Annotated in this window: 4 protein-coding genes; 2 read left to right on the forward strand and 2 right to left on the reverse strand. The window is 70.3% G+C overall.

What is annotated here, in order from left to right; genetic code table 11:
• The first annotated feature begins 223 nt into the window (after positions 1-223).
• Positions 224-1177 (forward strand): RNase adapter RapZ, encoded by a 954-nt coding sequence (rapZ, locus tag AC1D15_RS19935; RefSeq protein ID WP_465114883.1) that lies wholly within the window; start codon positions 224-226, stop codon positions 1175-1177.
• A 29-nt stretch (positions 1178-1206) separates the two neighbouring features.
• Positions 1207-1827, forward strand: coding sequence for an LON peptidase substrate-binding domain-containing protein (locus AC1D15_RS19940; protein WP_047506477.1), 621 nt, complete (start codon positions 1207-1209; stop codon positions 1825-1827).
• A gap of 6 nt (positions 1828-1833) precedes the next feature.
• Here AC1D15_RS19940 and mutY read toward each other — a convergent pair whose 3' ends face one another.
• Both mutY and AC1D15_RS19950 read right to left on the reverse strand, forming a co-directional pair.
• Positions 1834-2904: an A/G-specific adenine glycosylase gene (gene mutY, locus AC1D15_RS19945; protein ID WP_477827340.1), complete on the reverse strand. Its 1071-nt coding sequence runs from the start codon at positions 2902-2904 to the stop codon at positions 1834-1836.
• 1 nt (position 2905) lies between these two features.
• Positions 2906-4266, reverse strand: a 1361-nt coding sequence (locus tag AC1D15_RS19950; RefSeq protein WP_477827341.1) for a P-loop NTPase family protein, incomplete at its 5' end; no start/stop codon positions are given.

Below are 4266 nucleotides of genomic sequence, written 5' to 3' on the forward strand. Positions count from 1 at the left end.
TCCACGCGGTCGCCGGCGAGGTGCGCGTCGCCGAGATCGCCCGCATGCTGGGCGGCGAGCGCATGTCGGGCACCAGCCTCGCGCATGCGCAGGAGATGCTGTCGGTGGCGGCCGATGCCGCCGTGCCGGCTGCCCCCCGCAGCCGCAAGAAGACATGAGCGCGCCGGGCCGCCCCAAGGGCGAATACCGGAGTGCGCAGCACGAAGGTACTCCAGGGACCGCGCTGCCGCCCGACGCCGTGGCACCGGCCGAGCCGGCACCGCCGTCCGTGGTGTCGCCGAACGAGGTCGTGCTCGTCACCGGCATCTCCGGCTCCGGCAAGTCGGTCGCGCTGCATGCGCTCGAAGACGCCGGCTTCTTCTGCGTCGACAACCTGCCGCCCGAGCTGCTGCGCGATTTCCTGCGGCTCGAGCATGAGCGCTCGATGCGCCGCGTCGCGATCGCGGTCGACGTGCGCAGCGCCGGCTCGCTCCCCCACCTGCTGCCGCTGATCGCCGAGTTGCGCGCCGAGGGCACCGCGATCCGCTCGGTGTTCCTCGATTCGAACACCGACACGCTGGTGCGCCGCTTCTCCGAATCGCGCCGCCCCCACCCGCTGTCGCAGGAGGCCGCGACGCTGTCGCCCGGCCGCCGCAAGGACGACCGCGCCGCCGACGGCCACCGCGCGCTCACCGAAGCGATCGAGCTCGAACGCGAGCTGCTGGCCGAGCTGCGCGAGGTCTCCACCGTCGTCGACACCAGCCAGCTGCGCCCAGCCCAGCTGCGCCTGTGGATGCGCGACCTGGTGAAGGCGATGGCGCACCGGCTGACCCTGGTGTTCGAGTCGTTCGCGTTCAAGCACGGCGTGCCGCTCGATGCCGATTTCGTGTTCGACGTGCGCATCCTGCCGAACCCGCACTACATCCGCGAACTGCGCCCGCAGACCGGCCGCGACCCGGAGGTCGCGGCCTACCTGGAAGCCCAACCCGAAGTGGCCGAGATGCTGGCCCAGATCGAATCCTTCATCGCACGCTGGTTGCCGTCGTTCGAACGCGACCAGCGCAGCTATCTGACGGTTGCCATCGGTTGCACCGGCGGCCAGCACCGCTCGGTCTACCTCACCGAATCCTTGGCGAAGCGTTTTGCCGCGCGCAGCGGTACATTGATTCGCCACCGCGAGCTCGACGCCCGCGATTGAGAACGCGGCCCACCCGGCCGCGCTGCTGAATGACTCCCGACATCTCCACCACCGACGTTCCGTTGTTCCCGCTGCAGGCGGTGTTGTTTCCTGGCGGGCTGCTGAGCCTGAAGGTGTTCGAAGCCCGCTACCTCGACCTGATCAGCACCTGCCTGCGCGAGAACACGCCGTTCGGCGTCGTCGCGCTGCGCCAGGGCGGCGAGGTGCGCAAGCCCGGCGAGCCGGTCGCCCTCGAAGAAACCGGCGTGATGGCCGAGCTGATCGATGTCGACAGCGCGCAGCACGGCATCCTGCAGGTGCGCTGCCGCGGCACCCACCGCTTCGGGGTGAGCCGGATGCGCCAGCAGCCCGATGGCCTGTGGCTGGCCCAGATCGAGATGCTCGACGACGACGAGGCCTCGCTGCCGGTCGACGCGATGATCGAGACGGTGCGCGGCCTGGCCAATGCGATCGCGACGCTGAAGCAGCAGGGCTCCGAGCCCTTCCTGAAGCCCTTCCAGTTCGACAACGCCGGCTGGGTCGCGAACCGCTGGTGCGAGATCCTGCCGATCTCGCTGGCGGCGAAGCAGAAGCTGATGGAACTGCCGGACGCCGCGGTGCGGCTTCAGCTGGTCGACGAATTCCTGCGCAGCAAGGGCGTCGTCAAGTAGGCACCGTCAACCCGGCGGCGTGCCGGCCAGCAGCTTGCGCAGCGGTGCCGGCAGGCCCATCGTGAGCGCCTGCGCCAGCGTGACCCATTCGCCGCGCTGATCCTCGCGCACGAGCGTCGCGGTGATCGCATCGACGTCACCGGCCGCGGCATCGGCAGGCAAGGTCCAGCGCACCGGCTGCAGCGTCCAGTCGAGGTGGGTCAGCACGTGCGTGAACATCGGCAGGCCTTGCGGCGTGCCGGGCCAGTCGGCCGATGCCGCATCGAGCGCCTCGGGCGTGTCGAACTCCGGCAGGCTCCACAGCCCGGCCCACACGCCGCTGCCGGGCCGCTGCAGCAGCCACAGCCTGTCACCCCATTGCAGCCACAGCCAGGCGTTGCTGCGCTGGCCGCGCTTGAGCTTGCGCGTCTTCACCGGGTAGCGCTCGGGCGCGCCTTCGCGCAACGCGACGCAGCCGGCCTGCACCGGGCACAGCAGGCAGCTCGGCGAGCGCGCGACGCACAGCGTGGCGCCGAGGTCCATCAGGCCCTGGGTGTATGACTCGATGCCGTCCTCGGGCAGCTGGCGGGTGGCTTCGTCCCACAGCATGCGCTCCTGGCGCGCCTCGGCCAGGTCGCCGTCGAAGCCGAGGAAGCGCGTCAGCACGCGCTTGACGTTGCCGTCGAGGATCGCGACCCGCTCGCCGAAGCAGAACGCCGCGATCGCCGCCGCGGTCGAGCGGCCGATGCCCGGCAGCTCCTGCAGCACGGCGGCGCTGCGCGGGAACTCGCCGCCATGCGCGGCGACCACCGCCTGCGCGCACGCATGCAGGTTGCGCGCACGGCTGTAGTAGCCGAGCCCGCTCCACAGCGCGAGCACCTCGTCCTGCGACGCGGCGGCCAGCGCCCGCACATCGGGAAAGCGTTCGAGGAAGCGCGCGTAGTAGCCCAGCACCGTCGTGACCTGGGTCTGCTGCAGCATGATCTCGGACAGCCACACGCGGTACGGATCGCGCGTCTGCTGCCACGGCAACGCATGGCGGCCGTGCTCCCGCTGCCACGCGATCAGCGGCTTCGCGAAACGCTCTTGAGGAGACAACTCAGGCCTGGGCCGCGTACAGCGGGACTGAACCGCTGGGCGTTGCACTCGCCGTGCCGGTCAGCTCGCGCTGCGCCTGCTGCTTCAGGCGGTTGCCCAGCTCGGTGCTGCGCGCCTGCAGCTGCTGCAGCTGCGCATCCTGCGCTTCCAGTTCGGACAGGCGCTGCTCCAGGTCGCCGGCGGCCGACTGGATGCGCTCCAGCGCCTCGCGGCGCCGGCGGAATCCGCGGCGGCGTTCGCGCAACTGCGAATCGACCTGCGCCGAGGCGGTCTTGTTCCACAGCTCGAACTCGCCGCTGGCGTTCTCGAACACCACGCGCAGCTTGGACACCAGCATGCGGCGGAACTGCTCCATGAACTTCGGCTGCGAGAGCCGCAGCGCCTGCGTGAGCCCGAGGTACTGCACGTAGTTGCGCTGGATCAGCGTCAGGTCGTTGACGAAGCGGCCGAAGTCGGGCTGCTTCGTGATCGCCAGGCTGAAGCCGAACTCGGCGTTCAGCTTCGCGAACGAGGCACCGAGCATGTCGTGGATCTCGGTGCCGCGCACCTGCGCCGCCTCGAGCAGCTCGCGCAGGCGGCCACACAGCGCGATGAACGCTTTCTTCGCGCCGAGGTGCAGCAGCGACGCGGTCATCGCGGTCTGCATCTCGGCCACTTCCTCGCGCAAGCGGTCGCTGGTCAGGTCGAGCAGCGCGTTCTTCAGCATGCGGCTGTGCACCATGCGCATCGCCTGCAAGCGCGCGGTGCACTGCTCGAACTCGGCGGTCTCGGCCTGCACGCGCTCCAGCATCATGCGCACCTTGGCGCCGCTCTTGCCGCGCAGGCCGCGCAGCTCGAGCACCTGCTCGGCCATCTGCCGGCGGCGGTCGCCCAGGCGCCGGTTGACCTGCGCCTCCATGCGATTCGCGGCTTCCATCACCGTCTGCTGGAAGGCCTCGCGGCGTTGCGGCAGCAGCTGGGCGCCGAGCGCTTCCTCGAGGAACGGCAGGCGGCTCTGCGCAAGGCCCGCCGCATCGCCGTCGATGCGCGAAGCCAGGGCCTGGCGCGCCGACAGCGGGAACACCCGTTCGCTCGCGACATCGAGCGTGCGCGCAGTCGACTGGCGCTGCTGCTCGATCTGCTCCTGCACGCGCTCGACGGTGGCGAGCGGATCCTGCAGCGCATCGATCTTGTTCAGCACGACGAAGGCCGAGCTCGACGGCGAGCCCAGGTGGTCGCGCCAGATCGTCATGTCGGACTTGGTGACGCCGGTGTCGGCACCGAGGATGAAGACGATCGCATGCGCGGCCGGCAGCAGGCTCAGCGTCAGCTCGGGCTCGGCGCCGATCGCGTTCAGCCCCGGCGTGTCCAGCACCACCAGGC

The organism is Rhizobacter sp. P2_H2 (genome assembly GCF_056403375.1).